The sequence below is a fragment of the Pseudomonas extremorientalis genome (assembly GCF_024584605.1).
In the GTDB taxonomy this organism is placed as follows: domain Bacteria; phylum Pseudomonadota; class Gammaproteobacteria; order Pseudomonadales; family Pseudomonadaceae; genus Aquipseudomonas; species Aquipseudomonas extremorientalis.
On sequence record NZ_CP089519.1, the window covers coordinates 2,397,354 to 2,421,006 of the forward strand.

The 23,653-nt window shown below is 60.7% G+C and carries 20 protein-coding genes; 8 read left to right on the top strand and 12 right to left on the bottom strand.

All coding sequences use genetic code 11. From position 1 onward, the window contains the following. Positions 1-98: 98 nt before the first annotated feature. The 3 genes from LUU92_RS10920 to LUU92_RS10930 are packed head-to-tail and all read right to left on the bottom strand — an operon-like array spanning position 99 to position 2,792. The gene (locus LUU92_RS10920) at positions 99-1,067 is read right to left on the bottom strand and encodes a FecR domain-containing protein (protein WP_071491503.1); all 969 of its coding nucleotides are present in this window, start codon (positions 1,065-1,067) and stop codon (positions 99-101) included. Then, a complete protein-coding gene (locus LUU92_RS10925) occupies positions 1,068-1,583 on the bottom strand; it encodes a sigma-70 family RNA polymerase sigma factor (RefSeq protein ID WP_071491502.1) in 516 nt (171 codons plus the stop codon). A 36-nt stretch (positions 1,584-1,619) separates the two neighbouring features. After that, on the bottom strand, positions 1,620-2,792 hold the full coding sequence (locus LUU92_RS10930) for an MFS transporter (protein WP_179029025.1): 1,173 nt from the start codon (positions 2,790-2,792) through the stop codon (positions 1,620-1,622). A gap of 108 nt (positions 2,793-2,900) precedes the next feature. On the opposite strand from LUU92_RS10930, the gene LUU92_RS10935 reads away from it, so the two are divergent. Continuing rightward, on the top strand, positions 2,901-5,066 hold the full coding sequence (locus tag LUU92_RS10935; protein WP_257103595.1) for a TonB-dependent receptor: 2,166 nt from the start codon (positions 2,901-2,903) through the stop codon (positions 5,064-5,066). Positions 5,067-5,198: 132 nt separating this feature from the next. On the opposite strand, the gene LUU92_RS10940 is transcribed toward LUU92_RS10935, so the two are convergent. After that, positions 5,199-6,899 (bottom strand): AMP-binding protein, encoded by a 1,701-nt coding sequence (locus LUU92_RS10940; RefSeq protein ID WP_257103596.1) that lies wholly within the window; start codon positions 6,897-6,899, stop codon positions 5,199-5,201. Between the two features lie 262 nt (positions 6,900-7,161). On the opposite strand from LUU92_RS10940, the gene aotJ reads away from it, so the two are divergent. Further along, the gene (gene aotJ, locus LUU92_RS10945; protein WP_257103597.1) at positions 7,162-7,938 is read left to right on the top strand and encodes an L-arginine-binding protein AotJ; all 777 of its coding nucleotides are present in this window, start codon (positions 7,162-7,164) and stop codon (positions 7,936-7,938) included. Positions 7,939-8,126: 188 nt separating this feature from the next. Here the strand turns inward: aotJ and LUU92_RS10950 are convergent, their stop codons facing one another. The 4 genes from LUU92_RS10950 to LUU92_RS10965 form a co-directional block, all read right to left on the bottom strand. Continuing rightward, on the bottom strand, positions 8,127-8,753 hold the full coding sequence (locus LUU92_RS10950) for a helix-turn-helix transcriptional regulator (protein ID WP_071491497.1): 627 nt from the start codon (positions 8,751-8,753) through the stop codon (positions 8,127-8,129). Then, on the bottom strand, positions 8,753-9,886 hold the full coding sequence (locus tag LUU92_RS10955; RefSeq protein ID WP_257103598.1) for an NAD(P)/FAD-dependent oxidoreductase: 1,134 nt from the start codon (positions 9,884-9,886) through the stop codon (positions 8,753-8,755). The genes LUU92_RS10950 and LUU92_RS10955 overlap by 1 nt, the downstream gene beginning before the upstream one ends. Next, positions 9,883-10,827, bottom strand: a complete 945-nt coding sequence (locus tag LUU92_RS10960) for an ornithine cyclodeaminase family protein (RefSeq protein WP_071491495.1) — start codon at positions 10,825-10,827, stop codon at positions 9,883-9,885. The genes LUU92_RS10955 and LUU92_RS10960 overlap by 4 nt, the downstream gene beginning before the upstream one ends. A 68-nt stretch (positions 10,828-10,895) precedes the next feature. Then, complete coding sequence (locus tag LUU92_RS10965) at positions 10,896-11,834, bottom strand: LysR family transcriptional regulator (RefSeq protein ID WP_071491494.1); 939 nt, start codon at positions 11,832-11,834, stop codon at positions 10,896-10,898. Between the two features lie 109 nt (positions 11,835-11,943). On the opposite strand from LUU92_RS10965, the gene LUU92_RS10970 reads away from it, so the two are divergent. The 6 genes from LUU92_RS10970 to LUU92_RS10990 all read left to right on the top strand — a co-directional run bounded on the left by LUU92_RS10970 (position 11,944) and on the right by LUU92_RS10990 (position 18,184). After that, positions 11,944-13,443, top strand: coding sequence for a CoA-acylating methylmalonate-semialdehyde dehydrogenase (locus tag LUU92_RS10970; RefSeq protein ID WP_257103599.1), 1,500 nt, complete (start codon positions 11,944-11,946; stop codon positions 13,441-13,443). 243 nt (positions 13,444-13,686) lie between these two features. Beyond that, on the top strand, positions 13,687-14,625 hold the full coding sequence (locus LUU92_RS10975) for a pectate lyase family protein (protein WP_257103600.1): 939 nt from the start codon (positions 13,687-13,689) through the stop codon (positions 14,623-14,625). Positions 14,626-14,876: 251 nt separating this feature from the next. Next, a complete protein-coding gene (locus LUU92_RS10980; RefSeq protein WP_071491491.1) occupies positions 14,877-16,127 on the top strand; it encodes a glycoside hydrolase family 68 protein in 1,251 nt (416 codons plus the stop codon). A 539-nt stretch (positions 16,128-16,666) separates the two neighbouring features. Further along, a complete protein-coding gene (locus tag LUU92_RS10985) occupies positions 16,667-17,404 on the top strand; it encodes an iron-containing redox enzyme family protein (RefSeq protein ID WP_257103601.1) in 738 nt (245 codons plus the stop codon). 18 nt (positions 17,405-17,422) lie between these two features. Further along, positions 17,423-17,590 carry a rubredoxin gene (locus tag LUU92_RS29185; RefSeq protein ID WP_081049337.1) on the top strand — a complete coding sequence of 56 codons (168 nt, stop codon included), beginning with the start codon at positions 17,423-17,425 and terminating at the stop codon, positions 17,588-17,590. Next, positions 17,591-18,184 carry a LysE family translocator gene (locus LUU92_RS10990; protein WP_092246078.1) on the top strand — a complete coding sequence of 198 codons (594 nt, stop codon included), beginning with the start codon at positions 17,591-17,593 and terminating at the stop codon, positions 18,182-18,184. It abuts the gene before it with no gap. A gap of 95 nt (positions 18,185-18,279) precedes the next feature. On the opposite strand, the gene LUU92_RS10995 is transcribed toward LUU92_RS10990, so the two are convergent. From LUU92_RS10995 to xylA, 4 genes are all read right to left on the bottom strand, one after another. Beyond that, the gene (locus tag LUU92_RS10995; RefSeq protein ID WP_092246075.1) at positions 18,280-19,416 is read right to left on the bottom strand and encodes a sugar ABC transporter permease; all 1,137 of its coding nucleotides are present in this window, start codon (positions 19,414-19,416) and stop codon (positions 18,280-18,282) included. After that, the gene (gene xylG, locus LUU92_RS11000; RefSeq protein ID WP_257103602.1) at positions 19,417-20,964 is read right to left on the bottom strand and encodes a D-xylose ABC transporter ATP-binding protein; all 1,548 of its coding nucleotides are present in this window, start codon (positions 20,962-20,964) and stop codon (positions 19,417-19,419) included. Between the two features lie 5 nt (positions 20,965-20,969). Continuing rightward, positions 20,970-21,962: a D-xylose ABC transporter substrate-binding protein gene (xylF, locus tag LUU92_RS11005; protein ID WP_071491486.1), complete on the bottom strand. Its 993-nt coding sequence runs from the start codon at positions 21,960-21,962 to the stop codon at positions 20,970-20,972. 263 nt (positions 21,963-22,225) lie between these two features. Beyond that, on the bottom strand, positions 22,226-23,542 hold the full coding sequence (xylA, locus tag LUU92_RS11010; protein WP_071491485.1) for a xylose isomerase: 1,317 nt from the start codon (positions 23,540-23,542) through the stop codon (positions 22,226-22,228). Positions 23,543-23,653 lie beyond the last annotated feature (111 nt).

Genomic DNA, 23,653 nt, shown 5'->3' on the forward strand with positions numbered 1-23,653 from the left:
CGGGAGCCCTGTGGACGAGAGGAAAAAGGGTATTCGTGTGTTTGCCAGCCGAGATCGGAAAAAGTATCAGCCGCCCGGCGTTTTATTTTCACGCCCACTCAGGCGGGGGACAGGGTGACCCAGTAGCCGTTCAGGTGGCCGCTGACGAGCACCGGGTAGGTCTGCACCAGCATGTTCAGGGTGCGCTGCGGGTCGCTGATGGGGAAGGCGCCGGAAATGCGCAGGTCGGCAATCGCCGGGTCATAGCGCACGAAGCCGCGGCGATAGCGGGTCAGTTCGGCGACGAAATCCGCCAGGCGCATCTTGTCGGCCATCAGCATACCCCGGGTCCAGGCGCCGACGTTGCGGTCGGTGGCGGTGAGCGTGCCAAAGGTCTGTGCGGAAAAGTCCGTGCGTTGCCCGGCGTTGACGATCAGCGGCGCGGTCTGAGTGTTCTCGGCCAGCATCACTTTGACGGCGCCTTCGAGCACGGCCAGGTGGGTGCGCCCGCTCAGTTCGCGCACGGTAAAGCGCGTGCCCAAGGCTTGCATGCGGCCCTGGCGCGTACTGACCAGGAACGGGCGGGACGGATCCTGCGCGGTCTGCACCAGGATTTCACCTTCGCGCAGGTGCACCAGGCGTTGCTGGCGGTCGTAGCGCACGTCGATGGCGGAGTCGGTGTTGAGGGTGATGCGCGAGCCATCGGCCAGGGTCAGTTCGCGGCGCTCGCCGACGCGAGTGCGGTAGTCGGCGGTCCACTGCTGGGTCTGCGCCAGTTTCCAACTGCCCCAGCCCACCGGCATCACCGCCAGCAGCAGGGCCAGCTTGCCCAGGGCGGCGCGGCGTTCCGGGTGGCTCGGGCGGTCGAGGGCCGACATCGCCAGGGACGGCGGCAGGCCGCCCAGCTTGCTTTGCAGCAATTGCGCACGGGCCCAGGCGCGATCACGTTCGGGGCTGCTGATTTTCCAGCGCTCCCATTCGGCGCGCTCGTGGTCGCTGAGGTCGTTTTCGCTCAGGCGCATCAGCCATTCGGCGGCTTCTTCGAGGACTTCAGGGGCCAACGGGGGTTCCTTGCGCAGGCTGAGCACTTATTCCACCAGCATCAGGCACTGCACAAAGGCCTGTTTCATGTAGCGTTTGACGGTGATCAGCGACACGCCCAATTGCTCGGCGATGTCCTGGTACTTGAGGCCGTTGATCTGCGACAGCAGGAACGTGCGCTTGACCAGCGAGGGGAGGGCGTCGAGCATCGCGTCGATCTCGTGCAGGGTTTCCAGCACCACGAAATGCGCTTCCGGCGAAGGCACTTCCTGGATTGGCACGCTGGCGAGCGCTTCCAGGTAAGCGCGTTCCAACGCCTTGCGCTGATACCAGTTGACCAGGATGCCCTTGGCCACGCAGCTCAGGTAAGCCCTTGGCTGGTCGATCACCGTGACCTGGGAGGCGAGGATACGCGTGAAAGTGTCCTGGGCCAGGTCGGCCGCATCCATGGCGTTGCCGAGCTTGCGCTTGAGCGTGGCGTACAGCCAGCCGTGATGGCCGCAGTACAGGGCCTCGATCGCGCGCAGGTGCTGGTGCTTGTCGGCGGTGAGGATTTCGCTCATGGCGCGGATCCGTGCAATTGAGAAGTATTCCCAATGCTAAGGGACAACCCTGCGGTAGCGCAATGCGAGAATCGCAAGGAACGTCACCGCATACGCGAGACATACGAACAGGTAGGTATACGCCAGGCCATACACCTGGCTGAGCAACCCGCCGAGGGCGATACCGGCAATCGAGGCGAACTGCGCGGTGCCCTGGGCAATGCCCAGCACATGGCCTTGCCGGGCGCTGTCGGCGGTTTTCGAAATCAGCGCCATCAGCACCGGCGTGGTCGCGCCCAGCAGCACGCCCCACACGAAGTAGCTGCCGACAAACACCCCAGGGTTGTGGGTGACCCCGGCCAGCCCGGTGAGGGCGATGCAGCCGACCACCACGTAGCCGATGCGCCGCAGTGTGTCGGCTTGTGTGCGCCCCTCGAAATGCCGCGACCACGCGGTGGCCGACAGGATGAACCCCAGCGCCAGCAAACCGTAGCACAGGCCCACCAGCGCATTGCTGACGTTGAACGTGGTGCTCACATACAGCGAGAACGAAGTCTGCGGCAGCATCCGCGCCAGCAGCAGGAGGCCCATCACACTGAGCAGCGGCAGCAGTGCAGACCCTTGCCACACACCGCCCTTGGCAGTGGATGCGGTTTTCTTGACCGGCGCAACATCCGGCAGGGTCACCGCCGCCACCAGCGTGCACACCGCGCAGAGTGCGGCGGCGCTGAGGTTGATCCAGAAAAACGTGGCATGGTCGAGGATCAGGCCGCCCAGCACCGCTCCGAGCAACGAGCCGACATTGGTGGAAATCTGCAGCAGCGCAAACAGCCGTGCCCGCCGTGAAGGCGCCTCGATGCTCACCCCATAGGCCTGGGCCGGGGCGATGTAACCGGCGCAGGCGCCCTGCAGGAACCGCAGGACCAGGATCGCCCACAGGTCGCTGAACAGCGCCAGGCCCAGTTGGGTCAACGTCAGCCCGACCAGTGCGCGGATCATCATCCACTTGTGGCCGTAACGGTCACCGATGCGGCCCCAGAACGCGCTGGTCAGCAGGATGCCGAGCATCGGCCCCACGTACACCGCGATGCTGGCGAAGCTGAACAGCGTGTCGGAGTCGGTCAAGCCGCGCAGATGAATGGGCCAGAACGGCCCGCTCATCTCCATGGCGCCCATCGACACAAGCTGGATCGTGAACAGCAGGTAAATCAGGACACGGGTCGGTGGCATGAAACGGCCTCGGTATGAAAAAAACGCGCGGGACGCTGATACTTTTTCCCGCGTCGGCTGGCATCAGGAGTAATTCTCATTTTCTCACGATGAAAGGACCCTGATGTCATGCCCGTTGCCAGCCGGTTAACCCTTGCTGTTCGTTCCGCCCTGATCCTGGTCGCCGCCAGCACGCCCGCCTGGGCCGCCACTGTGGACGCGAGCGACGACAGCGCGCAGAGCCTGACGCTTGATGCGACGAACGTCAACGCCCGCTACAGCGGCCCCACCGATCTGCCGGGGGTGCTCGCCGGTGGCCAGGTCGCTCGTGGCGCGCGCTTGGGCATGATGGGCAACAAGGACGTGATGGACACACCGTTCAGCGTCACCAGCTACACCGCCAAGACCCTGGCCGACCTGCAAACCGTGACCGTGGCCGATGCCCTGGAGCGCGACCCTTCGGTGCGCTCCACCGGGCAGGCCGGTGGCATCGTCGACTCGTTCTTCATCCGAGGGTTTGCGATTGGCGAGGGCAACCTGGGTGAACTGGCCTACGACGGTGTGTACGGCGTGGCACCCAACTACCGGGCGTTCACCGAGTACGCCGAACGTGTCGAAGTACTCAAGGGGCCTGGGGCGCTGATGTACGGGATCTCCCCCAACAGCGGTGTGGGCGGAGTGATCAATATCGTGCCCAAGCGCCCGCTGGACCAGGACCTGACCCGCTTCACCGGCAGCTATGCGGCGGACACGCAGGTGGGCGGCCACCTGGACATCAGCCGCCGCTTCGGCGATGAAAACCAGTTTGGCGTGCGCTTCAACGGCAGCCTGCAGGGCGGCGACACCGTCGTGGACAATCAGAACCGCGATGTCGGCATCGGCGCGATTGCCCTGGATTACCATGGCGAGCGGCTGCGCCTGAACCTCGATTACATCAGCCAGAAGGAAAGCTGGGAGGGCGCCTCGCGGCCGTTCACGATTGCGCCGGGCGTCGAGGTGCCGTCGGCGCCCAATGGTCGCACCAGCCTGCCGCAGAAATGGGGTTGGTCCGATACCAGGGAACAGTCGCTGTTGCTCGGCGGTGAATACGACCTCAACGACAACCTGAGCGTGTTCGTCCACGCCGGTGGCGGCAGGTCGGATGTGAAACGCATGTCCGACCAGGTGCCACGCATCCTCAATGACGCCGGCGACACCAGCAATATTCCCGGCTACTACAAATTCAACGTCGACCGCTCGACCGCCGATGTGGGCCTGCGCGGGCTGTTCGCCACCGGCCCGGTGACCCACATCACCACGCTGATGGCGACCCGTTACCAGGATGAACTGTCGCGGGGCATCACCAACGGCAAGGAGATCCGTTCGAACATCTACCACCCGGTGGACACGCCCAAGCAATACATCAATGCGCCGAAGGTACTGCGTATTTCCGAGACCGAATTGTCCGGCGTTGCGCTCAGTGACACCTTGGGCTTTCTGGATGATCGCCTGCAATTGACCCTGGGCATGCGCCACCAGTCGATCGAATCGCGCAACTACAACAGCACCGGCGGGGTCAGCTCGCGCTATGACGCCAGCGCCAATACGCCGCTGCTGGGGGTGGTCATCAAACCGTGGGAAGACGTGTCGCTCTACTACAACTACGTCGAGGGCCTCAGCAAAGGTGATGCGGCACCGGGCACGGCGAGCAATGCCGGCGAAACCTTCGCCCCGTATGAATCCAAGCAACACGAAGTGGGCGTGAAGTATGAACACGGCACCTTCATGACCACCGTTGCACTGTTCCAGATCGAAAAGCCCAGCGGCGAACTGGGCGCCAACGGCGTGTATTCGGTGCAGGCCGAACAGCGTAACCGCGGCCTCGAACTGAGCATGTTCGGCGAAGTGGCGCCCGGCACCCGCTTGATGGGCGGCGTGACGTTCCTCGATGGCGAACTGACCAAGTCCGCCACTGCCGCCAACCGGGGCAACAAACCCGTGGGCGTGCCGGATATCCAGGCCAACCTCTGGGCCGAGTGGGACACGCCGTGGCTGGAAGGCTTTACCCTCACGGGAGGTGCGATCTACACCGACAGCCAATACGTCAACCAGGCCAACACCCAGGCACTGGATTCATGGACGCGCATCGATGCGGGGGCGCGGTATGCGACCAAGATCGAAGGCCGGCCCACTACCTTCCGGGCTACGGTGCAGAACGTGTTTGACCGTGAGTACTGGTCGGGCGTGGCGTCGTACGGTGCATTTTCGCCGGGTTATCCGCGTACCTTGCAGCTGTCGGCGACAGTGGACTTCTGACCCGATAACTCAGAGGCACTTACAATGTGGGAGGGGGCTTACCCCGATGGCGGTGTATCAGTCAGCACATTTGTGGCTGACAAGCCATCATCGGGGGCAAGCCCCCTCCCACATTTTTACCGTAACAGTCATTTAAACCGTGGGCGTATTCACCACAAAGTCTTCTTCGAAATACTCCTGTTCACCCCGTGTGTCACTTTGGCGCCGCACCACCTCCATCTGCCGCAGCTCCACGCGGCGGATCTTGCCGGAGATGGTCTTGGGCAGTTCGCTGACGAACTCGATACGCCGCACCCGTTTGTACGGCGCCAGGTGCTCGCGGGCAAAAGCCAGGATGTGCCGGGCCAGTTCGGCGTCGCCCGCAGCATCGTGGGCCAGGATCAGGAACGCCTTGGGCACCGCCAGGCGCAGCGGGTCTGGGCTCGGCACCACGGCCACTTCCATGACCGCCGGGTGTTCGATCAAGGCGCTTTCCAGCTCGAACGGGCTGATGCGGTAGTCGGAGGCCTTGAACACATCGTCGGCGCGACCGACGAAGGTGATGTAGCCGTCGGCGTCGACCTGCGCGGTGTCGCCGGTGCGGTAGTAGCCGTCACGCATGACCTCGGCGGTTTTCTCCGGGCTGTCTTCGTAGCAGAGCATCAGGCCGAGAGGGCGCACGTCAAGGGGCAGGGCGACTTCGCCTTCGCTGCCGGGAATGCCATCCGGGTCGAGCAAGGCCACCTGGTAGCCCGGCAGCGGGCGGCCCATGGAACCGGGCTTGAGCACCTGGCCTGGGGTATTGCCCACCAGCGCGGTGGTTTCCGATTGGCCGAAACCGTCGCGCAACGGCAGGCCCCAGGCGTGCTGGATCTGCTCGATGATTTCCGGGTTCAGCGGCTCACCGGCGCCTACCAATTCGCGCAGGCTCAGGCGCGATTTATAGCTGGCAAGATCCTCCTGGATCAGCATGCGCCATACCGTGGGCGGCGCACACAGGCTGGTCACGCCGTAGCGTTCCAAGGCACTGAGCAGGGCCGGCGCGCTGAACCGCGCGACGTTATGGATAAAGATGCACGCACCGGCATTCCAGGGGGCGAACAGGCAACTCCAGGCATGCTTGGCCCAACCGGGCGAGGAGATATTCAGGTGCAGATCGCCCGGCTGCAGGCCGATCCAGTACATGGTCGACAGGTGGCCCACCGGGTAACTCTGGTGGCTGTGCAGCACCATCTTCGGTTTGGACGTGGTGCCGGAGGTGAAATAGAGCAGCATCGGGTCGGTGGCCAGGGTGCGGCCTTCGGCCTCGAACTGTTCGGGGTATTCAAAGGCGGCGTTGTGGGCGACCCAACCCTGCGGTGCCGCGCCCACGCAGATGCGGTTGCAACCGTCTGCCAGCCCGTCGAATTTAGGCACGTGAGCCTCGCCGACCACCAGATGGCGCACCTGCCCGCGCTCGATGCGGTCGCGCAGGTCGTCGGGGTTCAGCAGGGCGGTGGCAGGAATGACCACGGCACCGAGCTTGAACGCGGCGAGCATGGTGTCCCACAGCGCCACATCGTTGCCGAGCATCAACAGCACCCGGTCACCGCGACGTACACCGAGCGCGCGCAAGTGATTGGCCACCTGGTTGGAGCGCGTGGCCAGCTGCTGGAAGCTGTAGCGTTGCTCACTGCCGTCTTCCTCGACGATCCACAGCGCATGCGCCGCATTGCCCTCGGCCATCGTGTCGAAATAGTCCAAGGCCCAGTTGAATGCATCCAGTTGCGGCCAACGGAAGTCCCGGACGGCAGTGGCGTAGTCGGTGCGGTGAGCGAGCAGAAAATCCCGAGCGGCCAGGAAGGGCTGGGTCATGGTGGCTGTCCTTAATTATTGTTGTGGGGACTGACCCTCGGTTTAGCCGAGAGGCTAGACCGAGTATAGGCACGCATAAATCAGAGCAGAACGCCCAAAAACACCGGTGCGTTGTGCAAAAAAGTCATGGGTGTCGCGCCAGGCAGCGGTGAGATTGACGATTGAGACGTAAAAGTCCAAGATGGAATTATAAGTACAAAAGTGCGCGATTCATCTCTTTCTCACTCTTGCCAAACCAACAACAACTTGCGAGACCACGATCATGCAGAAACGCTCCCTCATTACCGCCCTGGCCTTTAGCCTGCTTGCATCCGGCCCCTTGGTCGCCGCCGAGAAAACCCTGCGCATCGGTATCGAGGCGGCTTACCCACCGTTCGCCTCCAAGACCCAGGAAGGCAAGATCGTCGGGTTCGACTACGACATCGGCAATGCGCTGTGCACGCAGATGAAGGTCAAGTGCGTGTGGGTCGAAGGTGAGTTCGACGGTCTGATTCCGTCCCTCAAGGTCAAGAAAATCGACATGGCGCTGTCGTCCATGACCATCAACGAAGACCGCAAGAAGTCGGTGGATTTCACCCACAAGTACTACTTCACTTCATCGCGCCTGGTGATGAAGGAGGGGGCGGTGGTGGATGACCAGTACGCCAGCCTCAAGGGCAAGACGGTGGGGGTGCAGCGTGCGACCACCACGGATCGCTACGCCACCGAGGTGTTCGAGCCCAAGGGCATCAACGTCAAGCGCTATGGCAATAACGAAGAGATCTACATGGACCTGGCTGCCGGGCGACTGGATGCGATCTTTGCCGACACCATCCCCTTGAATGATTTCCTGCAGATGCCCCGTGGCAAGGGCTATGCCTTTGTCGGCCCGGAACTCAAGGACCCGAAATACGTGGGCGAGGGCGCGGGCATCGCGGTACGCAAGGGCAATACTGAATTGGTCAGCCAGTTGAATGCGGCCATTGACGGCATTCGCGCCAGTGGCGAGTACCAGAAGATTTCGCAGCAGTACTTCAAGGCCGATATCTACGGCGATTGAGAGGTACACGCGCGCTGTCGCGCGGCCAATTAGAACCCCTGAGGCCAACGGACTTGTTGTGGCGAGCGGGCTTGCTGTGGCGAGCGGGCTTGCCCCGCGCTGGGTTGCGAAGCGACCCCAAAGATGGGCCTGCTACGCAGTCCAACGCGGGGCAAGCCCGCTCGCCACAAAATGCGGTCGTGCGCACCTCAGCCCTTCAGTTCCTTCAGATGCTTGTAGACCGTCGCCCGCCCCATGCCCAGTACATTGGCCACATAGTTCGACGCGCTCTTGCCCTTGAACGCCCCCTCGGCGTGCAGGGCCAGCACCAGCTCACGCTTGTGGTCGCGTGTCAGCACATTCAGGCTCAACTGCCGCTCGCGCATCCAGGCATGCAAAAACGTGTTGATGCGCTCCTGCCAGTCATCGCGAAACAACGAGTCCGGCTGCGGGATCAGCTTGCTCGGCGACAGGAACAGGTCCAGCGCCGCCTTGGCGTTTTCAAACAGTGAAATATTCAGGTTGATGCACAGCACCGCCAGGCGTCGGCCCTTGTGGTCGTGCAGCACGGTGCTCAGGCTGCGGATTTTCTGGCCATCCCAGTTGAGCTTTTCGTACGGGCCGATATTGACCTCGCTGACGTCGGCGTCGAGCATGTCCTCCAGCGCCGAGTCATCGCCGATGCTGCGCTTGGACAGGTTATTGGCGATGTAATCGACTTTTTGCGAGCGCAGGTCATGCAGCACCGCTTCGGCGTGGGGGAAGAACAGCGTGGCGATGGCGTCGGCCATCGCGCGGAAGTTCTGCATGACGGTGTCTTGTTCAGCGGTGTTCATCAATGGGGCTCCAGGCGGGCAAGGGAAAGCATACCAGCGTCGAGGCCGAAGCGTGTCAGCGCCTCCGGCAGCGCTGCGCCGCGCACCAGTGCGGCACTGGCCTGGCCCATGGCCGGTGAGGTCTGGATGCCATAACCGCCCTGTGCCGCGACCCAGAACAGCCCCGGTACCACCGGATCAAAACCCGCGAGCAGATCACCGTCGTGCACGAAGCTGCGCAGGCCGGCCCAGGTGCGGGTCGGGCGGCGGATGGTCAGGGTGGTGGCTTCTTCGATCTGGTAGATGCCCATGGCGATGTCCAGCTCTTCGGGCTGAATATCCTGAGGCGCCACCGGGTCGGCGTTGGCCGGGGAACCGAGGAACATGCCGGCGTCGGGTTTCATGTAGAAGGATTCGTCCAGCGCCACCAGCATCGGCCAGCGGTGGCTGTCGACGCCGTCGGGGCCGGCGAAGATGAACGCCGAACGCCGCTTGGGCTGCAAGCCGATGGACGCGGCCCCGGCGAGACCGCCGATGTGGTCGGCCCAGGCGCCGGCGGCGTTGATGATGACCGGCGCGGTGTAGGTTGTGTCCTGGGTTTGCACCTGCCAGACGCCGTCGCTGTCGCGGCTCAAGCCGAGTACGTGGCTATCGGTATGCACCTGGCCACCGTTGCGGCGGATACCGCGCAGGTAGCCCTGGTGCAGGGCGTCGGTGTCGATGTCGCTGGCGGTGGGGTCATACAGCGCACCGTGGACTTTTTCCCGGCGCAGGATCGGCAACTTCGCACAGGCCTCGTCGGCGCTGAGCAGTTCGACCTCGGCCACGGTGGCCTTGGCGCTCTGATACTGGGTGTTCAACTCGGCCGCATCGCCGATGAAGTCCACGGTCATTTCGCCCCGGGGCGTGAGCAACGGGTGTTCGCAGAAACCGGGCGGCGGGTTGTCGAAAAACGCCCGGCTGGCCAGGGTCAGCGCCCGCACCTGCGGGGTGCCGTAGGCGGCGGTAAACAGTGCCGCCGAACGTCCGGTGGAGTGATAGGCCGGGTGGCTTTCGCGCTCCAGCACCCGCACCTTGCCGTGCTGCGACAACCAGAACCCCGTGGAAGCGCCGGCAATACCGCCGCCGATGATGATGAAATCTGCGTGGTTCATAGCTGTCTCCAGAGGGCATTGGCCAGGGCGATGTCTTCCAGGCCCAGGCCGATGGAGCGGAAGAATACATGACGGTCGTAGGTCGGAGGTTGCACCCATTCGCTGAGCAGTTCGGGCAAGTCCCCCACGATGGCACGCGGGTCCCACCCGTGTTGCTCGGCGGCGATCAGCATGTCACCCGCCGCGCCCGGGGTGGTCTGGCGATAGTCGCAGAACACCTGCATCGCGTTCAGGCTGTGGGGCGGCACTTCGTGGGCGCGGGGCGCATTGGTGCTGATCGAGGTAATCAGCGCCGGTTTGCTCAAGCGGGCAGGGTCGAGTACCGGCCCGGCCGACGAGGTGCACAGCAGGATCACATCGGCGTCGTCCACGGCCGCCTCGCAGCTGTCGGCGATGACCACCCGTGGGTCCAGGTTTTTGAGGTGGGCGATAGCCTCGGCGCTGGCGTTGCCCAGACTGGGGGAAAACAGGCTGATGTGCTGCCAGTCACGCAGTTGCTTGACGTAGTGCAAATGCGCCTGCGCCACCTTGCCGCTGCCAATGATCGCCAGGCGCCTTGCTGGTAAAGGCGCCAATGCTTCCACCGCCAGCGCTGTGGTGGCCGCAGTGCGGGCCGTGGTCAGTTCGGCCGCATCGCACAGCAGCAGGGGTTGGCCGGTCTGCATCGACATCAACAAGGTCCACGCGGTCACCAGTGGCCCTTGCTCACCCACGATATAGGGCGAGGTCTTGACCCCGTACACCCCATCCTCGGCCAGCACACCCAGGTAGTTGATAAAGTCGCCGGCGGCGTGCGGGAACTCCACCAGTTGCTGCGCTGGCTGCACGGCTTGCCCGGCCGCCAGGTCCTGGAACAGCTTGCGCAGGATCTGCGGCACATCGACTTTTCCGAGCAATTCGCGGGCCTGGGCCTGGTGGATCACATGGGGTGTGCTGGACATGGGGTTCTCCGCAAGTAAACTAATTTGTCTATTATGGACTTTTAGTTTCGTTGGGCAAGCGTAAAAGATCACCTCGTAAAGCGAAACCCACCCGACAATTCAGTTTTCAGAAACCCCACCAACGCACTCACCGCCTTAGGCACATGGGGCGAATACGGTCGTATCAAATAGATCTCGTCGGCAAACGCGCCCTTGAGCGTCCAGCCCTTGAGCACCTGCACCAGCTTGCCGCCGGCCAGGGCGGCGTGGGCGCTGAAGTCGGGGAGCAGGGCGATGCCCAGGTGATTGAGGGCCGCATCACGCAGGGCTTCGCTGTTGTTGGTGGCGAAGCTGCCAGCGATGGGCACGGTGAGGCGTTCGACGTTTTTAGTGCCACGCTCGAAGGTCCAGGCCGGTTGGTCGGCGCCGCGAGGGTAGAACAGGCAGTTATGTGCGCATAGATCACCGGGTTCACGCGGTTCGCCGTGGCGTTGCAGGTATTCCCGGGTGGCGACCAGCACCGAGCCGGTATCGCACAGCTTCCAGGCCACATGGGTTTCCGGCACCTGGAAGCCGTGGCGCACGGCCAGGTCGTAGCCTTCGGCGGCCAGTGAACTCAGGGCGTCGGACACGTCCAGTTGAATGCGCACCTGCGGGTACTGTTGCAGGAATTCCGACAAGTACGGCACCAATTGCTGACGGGCGAACGCCACCGGCGCGGTCAGCCGTACCAGCCCGCGAATCTCGCCAACCGAGTCGCGTACCGAGGAAAAGCTGCGGGCGATCTGCTCATAGGCGCTGCGCACTTCACGGGTCAACGACAGCCCCGCATCGGTCAGCCTGACGCTGCGCGTGGTGCGGGTGACCAGCCGCGTGCCGGTGGCTTTTTCCAGGTCGGAAATACGCTGGCTCACCGCCGACTTGCTCACGCCAAGGCGTGCGGCAGCGGCGGTGTAGGTGCCTTGTTCCTCCAGCACCGACAGCCAGTGGATATGGGTCCACAGCCCTTCGATCTCGGATTTTTCCATGGGTGGATTGTTCGCTGTGCTGGACAATAAGTTCTGGATTCTGCTCTGGTTTGGAACAAATCGAAAGCCTATCGTGGTCCCCAACGCTATCCACCTGGGATCTACTGCCATGACCACCACCATCGAGCACTACATCAACGACCAGCGCGTGTCCCGCGACGATCGCTATCAGAACGTCTACAACCCGGCCACCGGCGAAAAGACCGGCCGCGTCGCCCTGGCCAGCCGCCAGACCGTGTCCGAAGCCGTCGCCGCCGCCCAGGCCGCGTTCGCCGGTTGGGCCGACACCCCGCCGATCCGCCGTGCCCGCGTGCTGTTCGAATACCTGCACCTGCTGCGTGAGCGCAAGGACGACCTGGCGCGCATCATCGTCGCCGAACACGGCAAGGTCTTCACCGACGCCCAGGGCGAAGTGGATCGTGGCATCGATATCCTGGAGTTTGCCTGCGGCATCCCCAACCTGCTCAAGGGCGAGCATTCCGACCAGGTTTCCCGCGGCATGGACAACTGGACGATGCGCCAACCGCTGGGCGTGGTGGCGGGTGTGACGCCGTTCAACTTCCCGGTGATGGTGCCGATGTGGATGTACCCGATCGCCATCGCGGCGGGCAACACCTTCATCCTCAAGCCAAGCCCCACCGACCCGAGCGCCTCGTTGTTCATGGCCGAACTGCTGCGCGAAGCCGGCCTGCCCAAAGGCGTGTTCAACGTGGTGCAGGGCGACAAGGAATCGGTGGATGCGCTGATCGAGCACCCGGACGTCAAGGCCGTGAGCTTTGTCGGCTCCACGCCGATTGCCCAGTACATCTACGAGACCGGTGCGCGCAACGGCAAGCGCGTGCAAGGCCTGGGCGGCGCAAAAAACCACATGGTGGTAATGCCCGACGCCGATCTCGACAAAACCGTCGACGCCTTGATGGGCGCCGCCTACGGCAGTGCCGGCGAGCGCTGCATGGCCATCTCCGTGGCGGTGCTGGTGGGCGATGTGGGCGACAAAGTCATCGCGGCGCTGACCGAGCGCGCCAGGCACCTGCGCATCACCGACGGCCGCGACCTCAAGGCCGAGATGGGCCCGATTGTGTCCCGCGCCGCCCTGGAGCGCATCAGCGGCTACATCGAACAAGGCGTGCAGGCGGGCGCGCAGTTGCTGCTCGATGGGCGCGACTATGTGCCGACCGAAGCCGGCCTGGAAAATGGCTTCTGGCTCGGCGCGACCCTGTTCGACCACGTCACCCAGGAAATGAGCATCTACCGCGAAGAAATCTTCGGCCCGGTACTGGCGTGCGTGCGCGTGAATGACTTTGCCGAGGCGATCAAGCTGGTCAACGACCACGAATTCGGCAACGGCGTCAGCTGCTTTACCCGCGACGGCAACATCGCCCGCGAATTTGCACGGCGCATTGAAGTGGGCATGGTCGGCATCAATGTGCCGATCCCGGTGCCGATGGCCTGGCATGGCTTTGGTGGTTGGAAAAAGAGTTTGTTCGGCGACATGCACGCCTATGGCACCGAGGGCGTGCGCTTCTATACCAAGCAAAAGTCGATCATGCAGCGCTGGTCGGAAAGCATCGAGCAGGGCGCGGAGTTTGCGATGCCGGTGTCCAAATAACGGCCAAAAGAACACAGCAGGGCAAATGTGGGAGGGGCTTGCCCCCTCCCACTTTCGATTGTTTTCCACTTCAGGGTTGACGGTCGGGCGAATGCACAATACTGTATATAAACACAGTGTTTAAGCGCTGATCGACCAACACCGGCAACCTCAGTCCTGCCAGACACTGTGTGCAAGTTAACGGATTAACTTGATGCACAGGCTCGTCTTACCGAGCCATTTTTATTGATAGAGAGGGAACTCATGTCCTACCCAGAAAGCAGACTCACCGGTCTGATCGGTTTCGCCCAAGCGGCAAAAGTGACAGGTGGCTGGTCCGGCCCTGTGGTCAGTATCACCACGCTCGATCAACTCAAGGCCAATATCGGCGACACCACCCCACGGGTACTGGTGATCAACAGTAATATCTCGGCGTCGAGCCTGACCAAAGTCAACATGGGTGCCAACAAGACCCTGATTGGCTCGTTCCAGGACCGCACCCTGGAGAATATTCACCTGCGTGCAACGGCGCAGTCGCAGAACATCATTCTGCAGAATCTTATCTTCAAGCACTCGGCAAGTATCAAGGCCAATGACGATATCCAGGTCTACTTGAACTACGGCAGCAAGTATTGGATCGACCATTGCTCTTTCGTCGGGCACAGCTGGTCCACCACTGACGGCAGCGAAGATAAACTGCTGTATATCGGGGAAAAGGCCGATTATGCCACCATCAGTCACTGCTTCTTTGGCAGTCATAAGTATGGTCTGATCTTCGGTCACCCGGCGGATGATAATAATGCCGCGTTCAATGGTTACCCACGCCTGACACTGTGCCATAACCGCTTCGATAACATGGAAGTGCGTGCGCCTGGCTTGATGCGTTACGGTTATTTTCATGTGTACAACAACTACATCAATAACTTCCACCTCGGTTTTACCCTGGCACAAAATGCCAACATCCTTTCTGAAAGTAACTACTTTGGCGAAGGCAGCCAGAATAAAGGCATGTTGGATGACAAGGGCACCGGGACCTTCACCGACATCAACAGTGTGCCGCCAATTACTAATCAGAAGTCGCCCAAGGCGCAGTGGACGGCCTCATCCAACTATGGCTATACCTTGAAGACCGCCGCACAAGCCAAGGATTTTACCCAGAAGAATGCCGGCGCCCAGTCGGTTGCACTGGTCTTTGGTAGTTGATTAGCTAGCTTTCTACTTAGTGGTCACTTAATACCGGTGCCACTGTATTTATATCAAGGATATAAATACAGTGATGGCCTTTCTAATCTAAATAATTCTTCATGTTGCGACAGGCAGGCTTCCATGTTAAACCTTGTTTCGCACTTGCAGAGCCAACTATCCCTTGCTCTTTCAGCCACTATCAAGTTGTTGGCTGTCATGTGCTATTTAATCTTCGCTTGTCACTTAAGCGTAAGCAAAAGGACATCATCATGAAACATGCGAATCACACACCCACTCGCTGGACACGGGCCGATGCGCTGAAAGTTAATGAGAATGACCCGACGACGACACAGCCGTTAGTGAGTCCTGACTTTCCTGTCATGAGTGACACGGTCTTTATCTGGGACACCATGCCCTTGCGTGAACTGGATGGTACGGTGGTATCGGTCAATGGCTGGTCAGTGATCTTCACCCTGACGGCTGATCGTCGCCCCCATGATCCACAATTCATCAACGCCGATGGCCGTTACGACATCAAGCGCGACTGGGAAGACCGCCATGGCCATGCGCGTATCTGCTACTGGTATTCGCGCACCGGCAAGGACTGGATCTTCGGCGGTCGTGTCATGGCCGAAGGGGTTTCGCCGACCACGCGGGAATGGGCAGGTACACCGATCCTGCTGAATAACAACGGCGATATCGACCTGTATTACACCTGCGTCACACCGGGCGCCACCATTGCCAAAGTCAGGGGCCAGGTGGTCACCTCGGATACCGGCGTGACCCTGCGGGGCTTTGATCAGGTCAAATCGTTGTTTGATGCCGACGGTATCTATTACCAAACCGAAGCGCAAAATTCGACTTGGAACTTTCGCGATCCCAGCCCCTTTATCGATCCAAAAGATGGCAGGTTGTACATGGTGTTCGAAGGCAACGTTGCCGGCGAGCGCGGGACACACGAAGTAGGCCCGAATGAAATAGGCCTGGTGCCGCCCGGGCATGAAGATGTCGGCGGTGCGCGTTATCAGGTCGGCTGCATCGGCATTGCGGTGGCCAAAGACCTCAACGGTGACGAGTGGGAGATTTTGCCACCGCTGGTGACCGCCGTCGGTGTGAACGACCAGACCGAACGGCCGCACTATGTGTTCCAGGACAACAAGTACTACCTGTTCACCATCAGTCACAAGTTCACCTACGCGGACGGCGTGACGGGCCCGGATGGCGTGTATGGTTTCGTCAGCGACCGGCTGTTCGGCCCTTACACACCGATGAACGCCTCCGGCCTGGTGCTCGGCAATCCGCCTTCGCAGCCCTTCCAGACATACTCCCACTGTGTAATGCCCAACGGCCTGGTGACATCGTTTATCGACAGTGTGCCCACCACCGGCGATGACTACCGTATCGGCGGCACCGAAGCGCCGACGGTCAGGATTGTGTTGAAGGGCGATCGTTCGTTTGTGCAGGAGGCTTATGACTATGGCTACATCCCGGCGATGCGCGATGTAGTGTTGAGCCAGTGACTGCCGTGCAATCGTCAGCCTGATCATCTGGTGTAAACCGATGCAAAAGTGGGAGGGGGCTTGCCTCCTCCCACTTTTTTAACCGCAATCCAGTTCGGTGGCCGAAGCACTGTCGAGCAAGCTGGCGGTGTAGAGCAGGGTGTGTCAGTGCGAGCATGTTTAATTGATGAATAAATAAACTAATGGATGGTTTAATTGGTGATGGGAATTTCCTTCGGATGGTATTCGTCTTACAAACGCAGCCTACAGTATTATCGGTAGGACTTAGTTGCTGGTTTGCTGGCGGTTTTTTTTATCGTGCAGGAACGCTCTACAGTGAGCGTTTAAGATGTGTGATACAAAATCATGAGGTGTTTTGGCTTGACAAATTTATGTGCGGATAAATAATTTAATCGCTTGCTTTAAAAGGTGTGAAATCATTTTTTTATAAAAACAAGGATGAAAATGATGGATGCTCAAAATTCAGTAAAAAACAGATCAAATGAAAGGCTCTCTAAGAATGAGATTTATATAGAGTGTGCGAGGCCGGTTACAACGAGGTGGCTAATGCAATTGTCCGGCATGCCGCGCTTAGGGAACTTGAAAAATTCGGCGAGATTATCTCTGCTCGTCCTCTGACGCATCAGGGTATGGCCTTGTTTTTTGGCACCCTTTGGGCTTTTTTTAAAGACGTGCCTGCGGGAATCGTTGCGTTGGCTGCACGTGTTACGGATGAATGGATCAAGGAGGATATGTGGAATGGCACAGCCAAGGCTGCGCATATTCTTTATGCTTCGGTTGATGAGTATGGTCTGCACCAGCATAGTAAACATGTGCTGCCTACCCATCATCAGATGTTTAAACAACTGACGACTCATCTGGGGCTTTCCGATGCTGATCTGTTTAATCCGTCTAACGTACTCCCAGAGGGTACTGCGATGGGGAATAACACGCATAGGATGTACCGCTCCGAGTTTTTGGGCGAAGCGTTGGGTTTTCATTTGGCTTCGGAAATGACCTCGTCCAGAGAGTTTCAGTACTTTCTTGAAGGGTTTAAAAAATACGCCCGTGAGTATGGCTTGGTGGATGAGGAAGACCCGGTCTTGGCGTTCTTCGCTATCCACTGCGAAGTCGAACCCATGCACGTAGCGACCGGGCGGGAGATCGTAATTTCATACTTGGAGAAAAACCCAGGTATCGCTCCACAAGCCATGCGCGGTGCGATGGCATTCATGGACGGTTTTGAACATATGTTTTCGGCACTTAATCGTCGCCTTGCCGACCCGCAGAGTCTTTGAATTCTGGAGATTGTCTACATGTATAAGTCTTATGAGTGTCAGATCTGTCACTACGTTTATTCCGAGGCATTGGGTGAGCTTCTAGTCGACGTTGAGGCAGGAACAAGGTGGGGCGAGCTAGACGACAATTTTCAGTGTCCGCACTGTCGGGCAAAGAAAAAAATGTTCAGAGAGATTGTGAGGTAAATGCACGACTTTCTGAGTGCAATGCTATTTTCGACACTGCTTTCAATAAGCGTTGGACCGATAGCCTTGATCATTCTAAGGCAGTCCATCGTCTTTGGCTTTCGCAGTGCATTGCCCGCAGCCCTGGGGGCGGCAGTTGCCGACGCGGTATTTGCAGCTGTCGCCTTTACAGGCTTGAAGGTGGTCGAAGCATTTTGGGTCGACAATCATCAGCTATTGACGTGGGGAGCGATTGCCTACCTCCTTTATCTTGGTGTTACCACATTCAAGAACGCTGCTGGCACGATGCAGATAACGTGCACCGCAGGATTTGTACCGGTCTTTTTACTGACGTTGACTAGCCCGTTCACCATTGCGGCGATTTCTTCCTATGCCATCGCCAGCGGCGCCCAGCTTCAGGGGCAGGGAATCTACTGGAATTTGCTGGGTGTTCTAGTGGGCTCGTTTCTCGGGCAAATGTTGTATGCAGCAGGGGGTGGGGGGATGAAGAAGCTGTTTGCTGAACGTTCAGGTTTTGGTGTGCTCAATCGAGCGAGCGGGGTGTGTCTGATTGGATTTGCGGGCTGGCAGATGGCTTGTGCTCTATCGCTATAGGCTTGCCCCCGATGGCGGTGGATGAGTCAGCTAGAGGTAAGCTGACTCATCCACCGCCATCGGGGCGAGCCACCTCCCACATTAATCCTGCGTTCCTAGCGCCGACCTGTGCGGGTACTCACATCCACCCAAACCGCCAGCACCAGAATGCTGCCCTTCACGATCATCTGCCAGTAACTGTCCACATCCAGCATCGACATGCCGTTATCCAGGCTGGTAATCACCAACGCCCCGAGCAACGCGCCATACACCGTGCCAGAGCCGCCGCGCATCGATGTGCCGCCGATAAAACACGCGGCGATGGCATCCAGCTCACCCATGTTACCCGCCGACGGCGAGCCGGCAGCCAGGCGAGCGGTGTTGACCAACCCGGCGAGCGCGCACATCACGCCCATGATGCCGAAGATCCACAGTTTCACTGCCTGCACGTTGATGCCCGACAGGCGCGTGGCTTCCATATTGCTGCCCACCGCATACACCCGGCGGCCGAACACGGTCTGGCTGGTGACGTAGCTGAATACACCGAGCAGTACCAGCAACAGCAGCACTGGCACGGGGATGCCGTCGTAGCTGTTGAGCGTGGTGACGAACCCGGCCAACACCGCGCCGATCACCACCACGCGCAGCACATCACGCACCAATGAATGCGCAGCCAGGCCATGCAGTGCGCGGTTGCGCCGTTGTTTCCAGGTGAGGAACAGGGTCAGGGCAAACAGTAAGACACCGAGGCCGATCCCGACCGAATGGGGCAAATACCCTTGGCCCACATACACCAAGGAAGGCGACACCGGCGCAATGGTGGTACCGCCCGTGATCCCCAGGAGAATCCCGCGAAACGCCAACATCCCCCCCAGGCCAACGATAAACGACGGGATACGCAGGTAGGCGGTCATGTAGCCGTTGGCCAACCCGATCATCAAGCCGCACAGGGCAACCAGGCTCAGGTTCGCCAACAGCGGCACGTGATACACCACGTCCAGGATCGCCGCCAACCCGCCCAGCAAGCCGAGCAACGAGCCCACCGACAAATCGATCTCGCCGCTGATGATCACCAGCACCATGCCGCACGCCAGGATCCCGGTGATCGACATCTGCCGCAGCAGGTTGGACAGGTTGCGCGGTGTAAGGAAGCCCCCCTCGGTCTGCCAACTGAAAAACAGCCAGATCACCGCCACGGCGATCACTAGGGCAAGCATTTTGTAGCGGGTAAACAGCTGTTTGAGCTGATTCATCTACGCGGTCTTCCGATCATTATTATTGTGTTGGCTGAGCGCCGCGGCGAGCACCTGTTCCTGGGTGAGCCCGTCGTTGATGAAGTCGCCGCGCAACTGGCCGTCGCCGATCACCAGCACGCGGTCGGATACGCCGAGTACTTCGGCCAGCTCCGAGGAGACCATGATGATCGACACTCCCTCGGCCGCCAGCGCACCCATCAATTTGTAGATCTCATACTTGGCGCCCACGTCCACCCCGCGTGTGGGCTCATCGAGGATCAGCACGCGAGGCTTGGCCATCAGCATTTTCGCCAGCACGGCCTTTTGCTGGTTGCCACCGGACAGGCTGGTGATCGGCAGGAACGGGCTGGCGGTCTTGAGGTGCAGGCGTGCAATCTGCTGGTCGATGCTGCCCAGTTCGGCTTCGGCGTCGATGCGCGTCAGGTGCGCGTAGGTGTCGAGTACCGCCAGGGTGATGTTCTGGCCCACGCCGAAGTCGGGAATGATGCCCTGACGCTTGCGGTCCTCGGGCACCATGCACAGCCCGGCGCGGATCGATTTGAGCGGCGTGCGCGTGTCGATCACCTGGCCGTCCAGCCACACCTCGGCGCTGTAGCGACCGGGGTAGGCACCGAACAGTGCCGACACCAGCTCCGTGCGCCCGGCACCGACCAGCCCGGCAATGCCGAGGATTTCCCCGCGCTTGAGCACAAAGGACACATCGTCCACGCGCTTGCGCCTGGGGTTGTCGACGTCATGGCAGGTGACGTTGCGTGCCTCGAAAATTACCTCGCCCACCGCATGGGGTGCGGTGGGGTAGAGGTTGCTCATCTCGCGGCCGACCATCTGGGTGATGATTTGTGCGATGTCCATGTCGGCCATGGCGGTGGTCGCGATGTGCTTGCCGTCGCGGATCACCGCAACGGTGTCGCACACCGCCGCCACCTCATCGAGCTTGTGGGAGATGTACACGCAGGCCACGCCCTTGGCCTTGAGGCCGCGGATGATGTCCAGCAGCACCTCGATTTCCGAGCGGGTCAGGGCCGAGGAGGGCTCGTCGAGAATCAGCAGCCGCGCCTGTTTGTTCAGGGCCTTGGCGATTTCCACCAGTTGCTGGTGGCCGCCGCCGTACTGCGACACCGGCAGCGCCACGTTCATGTCCGGCACCATGAGCTCGCGCATCAAGGCTTCGGCGCGGTGGAACATCGCCGGGTAGTTCATGCGCCCGCCCGGCAGGGTCAGTTCATGACCCATGAAGATGTTTTCGGCCACCGACAGGTCGGGCACCAGGGTCAGTTCCTGGTGGATGATCACGATACCGGCCGCTTCGGTTTCGCTGATCGACTGGGCCTTGAGCGGCTGCCCGTCCCAGAGAATTTCGCCGTCCCAGGTGCCGTGGGGATATACCGCCGACAGCACCTTCATCAAGGTGGATTTACCGGCGCCGTTCTCGCCGCACAGGCCGACGCATTCCCCCGGCCGCACCTTGATATCGATGCCGTTCAGCGCGTTGACCCCGCCAAAGCGTTTGACGATGCCGTTCATTTGCAGCAGGTAGTCGACCATGGCGCTTACTGCCCGGCCATCTGCTCTTTGGTGTAGAACCCGTCTTTCTCCAGCAGGTCGATGTTCGCCTTGGTCAGCGGGGTCGGGGTGAGCAGGATGGTGTCGACCTTTTTGCTGCCGTTGTCGTACTGCGAGCTGTAGGTGGGTTGCTCATTGCGCGCCAGTTGCACCGAGAGTTTGGCGGCTTCGCTGGCGATCAGCTTGAGCGGCTTGTACACGGTCATGGTCTGGGTGCCGTCGATCACGCGCTTGACCGCCGCCAGGTCGGCATCCTGGCCGGAGATCGGCACCTTGCCTGCCAGTTTCTGCGCGGCCAGGGCCTGGATCGCACCGCCGGCGGTGGCGTCGTTGGAGGCGACGATGGCGTCGATCTTGTTGTTGTTCCGGGTCAGGGCGTTTTCGACGATGCTCAGGGCCTCGGTGGGGTTCCATTCCTTGACCCACTGCTGGCCGACCACCTTGATATCGCCCTTGTCGATGGCCGGTTGCAGCACTTTCATCTGGCCTTCGCGCAGCACCTTGGCGTTGTTGTCGGTGGGCGCGCCGCCGAGCAGGAAGTAGTTGCCCTTGGGCGCCGCTTGCAGCACGCCGCTGGCCTGCATTTCGCCGACCTTTTCGTTATCGAAGGAGATGTAGGCGTCGATGTCCGCATTCAGGATCAGGCGGTCATAGGACACCACCTTGATCCCGGCTTTCTTGGCTTCGGCGACGGCGTTGGTGAGCACGGTGGCGTTGAACGGTACGATGACGATCACATCGACGCCGCGGGAAATCAGGTTTTCGATCTGGGAGATCTGTTTTTGCTCGTTGGCATCGGCGGATTGCACGAAGACTTTGGCGTCGAGTTTCTCTGCGGCGGCGACGAAGTAGTCGCGGTCGCGGGACCAGCGTTCCAGGCGCAAGTCATCGATGGAGAAGCCGATCTTCGGGTGGGCCGAGTCGGCCAGCACCGGCAGGGCGAACAGGGCCAGGGCAGTGGCGATGAGGGTGCGTTTCATGGTTATGCGTCCTTTTATTGTTGTTGGAAAGACTCTAGGCAAACACCGTACTTGTGGCGATGAAGCGTGTTGTGGCAAGTGAGCTGTTGTGGCGAGCGGGCTTGCCCCGCGTTGGGGCGCGAAGCGGCCCCTTTCCCGGCGACATGTTTTCACCTGACACACGTAGGCGCCTGGTTCTGGGGCTGCTTCGCAGCCCAACGCGGGGCAAGCCCGCTCGCCACAACAAGCCCGCTCGCCACAAAAAAAGCCCGCATGTCACACAGTCAGCGGTAGATAAAGCGATTCACAATACCTTCCAGCATCTCTTGCCGACCACTCACCGCCTGCGGGTTCAGCTCATGGGCAAAGGCATGCTCGGCCAGGGATTCCAGGCTGAATTCCCCCGCCAGCACCGCCTGGCCCAGCGGCTGCTGCCAGCCGGCGTAACGCTGGTCCTTGAACTGCTGCAACCGGTCGTTCTCGACCATGGCCGCCGCCCGCTCCAGCGCCAGCGCCAACACATCCATGGCCGCCACATGCCCGTGGAACAGGTCTACCTCATCGAGGCTCTGGCGGCGTACCTTGGAATCGAAATTGTAGCCGCCATTCTTGAAACCCCCGGCCTTGAGGATTTCATAAGTGGCCAGGGTCATTTCCTCGACGCTGTTGGGGAACTGGTCGGTGTCCCAGCCGTTCTGCGGGTCGCCACGGTTGGCGTCGATGCTGCCGAAAATCCCGAGGGACACGGCGGTGGCGATCTCATGATGAAAGCTGTGCCCGGCCAGGGTCGCGTGGTTGGCCTCAATGTTGACCTTGATCTCATGCTCCAGGCCGAACTCATGCAGGAAGCCGAACACCGTGGCGCTGTCGTAATCGTATTGGTGCTTGGTCGGCTCCTGGGGCTTGGGCTCGATCAGCAGGTCGCCCTTGAAGCCGATCTTGTGCTTGTGCTCTACCACCATGCGCATAAAGCGCCCGAGCTGTTCGCGTTCGCGCTTGAGGTCGGTGTTGAGCAGGGTTTCATAGCCTTCACGGCCGCCCCACAGTACATAGTTGGCGCCTTTGAGCCGCAGCGTCGCGTTCATCGCGCTGAACACCTGGGCGGCGGCGTAGGCAAACACCTCCGGGTCCGGGTTGCTCGCGGCGCCGGCGGCAAAGCGTGGGTTGCTGAAGCAGTTGGCGGTGCCCCACAGCAGTTTGATGCCGGTTTGTTCCTGATGGCGTTCCAGGTGGTCGACCATCTGCGCAAAGTGATTGCGGTATTCCTTGAGCGAGCTGCCTTCGGGGGCGACGTCCGTGTCGTGAAAGCTGTAGTAGTCGATGCCCAGCTTGGTGAAAAACTCGAAGGCCGCATCCGCCTTGCCGATGGCCAGATCCATCGGCTCGCCACTGCGTTGCCATGGCCGTTTGAAGGTGCCCACGCCAAACATATCCGCCCCTGGCCAGACGAAGGTGTGCCAATAACAGGCGGCCATGCGCAGGTGTTCGCGCATGGGTTTGCCGAGGATGATTTTATTGGCGTCGTAATGGCGAAAGGCGAGGGCAGAGTCGCTGCTGGGGCCTTCGAAGCGAACCTTCTCGACACCGGGGAAGTACGGCATGGCGTTTTCCTTATTGTTCTTGGCGGTGCCCCGATACTAGCAACGGCCAATGGGCTGCCGATTATGAAAATCACCAAGGGAGGGTGCGATTTTGAGTGGCAGGGTCTAGGC